Origin of the sequence: Apilactobacillus sp. EABW-1NA (genome assembly GCF_030398685.1) — a bacterium.
In the GTDB taxonomy this organism is placed as follows: Bacteria; Bacillota; Bacilli; order Lactobacillales; family Lactobacillaceae; genus Apilactobacillus; species Apilactobacillus waqarii.
The window spans coordinates 1-957 of the sequence record NZ_JAPDKO010000057.1; the positions used below are offsets into that span (position 1 = coordinate 1).

Here is a 957-nt window from a genome sequence, read left to right on the forward strand (position 1 = left end):
TACTTGGAAAAATTGGACGCCTTGATTCAAAGCAAAAAATCACCAACAAAGAAAAAGCGCAAATAATAAATGAGTTAAGGCGAGAAATGAACGTTCCATTATTTGTGTTATTAGATATTGCCGAGATGTCTAGTAGTAGTTATTACGATGCGTGTCAACGTGAGTACGAAGTTGATGACCAAAAGGTCATCAGTGAGATTAAAGTTATTAGAAATAAATTTAAAGATTACGGATATAGAAGAGTAACTATTGAATTGAAACGCCGAGGATATAATATTAATCACAAAAAAGTCCTTCGCATCATGAAGAACGAAGGACTCTTATGTGATAGTTATAAACGAAAAATTAGAAAATATAATTCTTATAAAGGAACTTGCGGCAAGGTCGCAAGTAATAGACTAAGAAGAAGATTTACAACAGATCGACCATATCAAAAAATAGTTACAGACGTTACTGAACTTAGATGGGGAAATAAAACAACCTCAGAAAGAGCTTATTTCACAGCATTTATGGATTTATACAACGGTGAAATAATTTCTTGGAATATAGGATTACATCCAAACGTTGATTTTATAGTTTCTCCATTAAATAAATTAATGGGACTACGTCCCAAAACCAGTTACAGAATGACCATTCATTCAGATCAAGGATTTCAGTATCAAAACGGTAGATATATCAACATTTTAAAAAGTAATAAAGTTTTTCAAAGTATGAGTAGAAAAGCTACTTGTTTAGACAATGCATGCATAGAAAGTTTCTTTAATCAGTTAAAGGTCGGCACTGTTCATAACAATAATTTTAAAGATTATAATTCCCTTAACCAGGCGGTTAAGGAATATATATCTTATTACAACAATTATCGTATAAAACAAAAACTGGGAGGAATGTCACCGGTTGAATACCGGATCAATTCCTCCCAGAAAATAGCATAACCATCTTCCAATTTTAGGGGTTCAG

Annotated in this window: 1 protein-coding gene; it reads left to right on the top strand. The window is 32.3% G+C overall.

What is annotated here, in order from left to right:
* A partial coding sequence (locus OEZ61_RS08035) for an IS3 family transposase (protein ID WP_290047380.1) occupies positions 1-932 on the top strand: 932 nt, incomplete at its 5' end.
* Between the last annotated feature and the right edge of the window lie 25 nt (positions 933-957).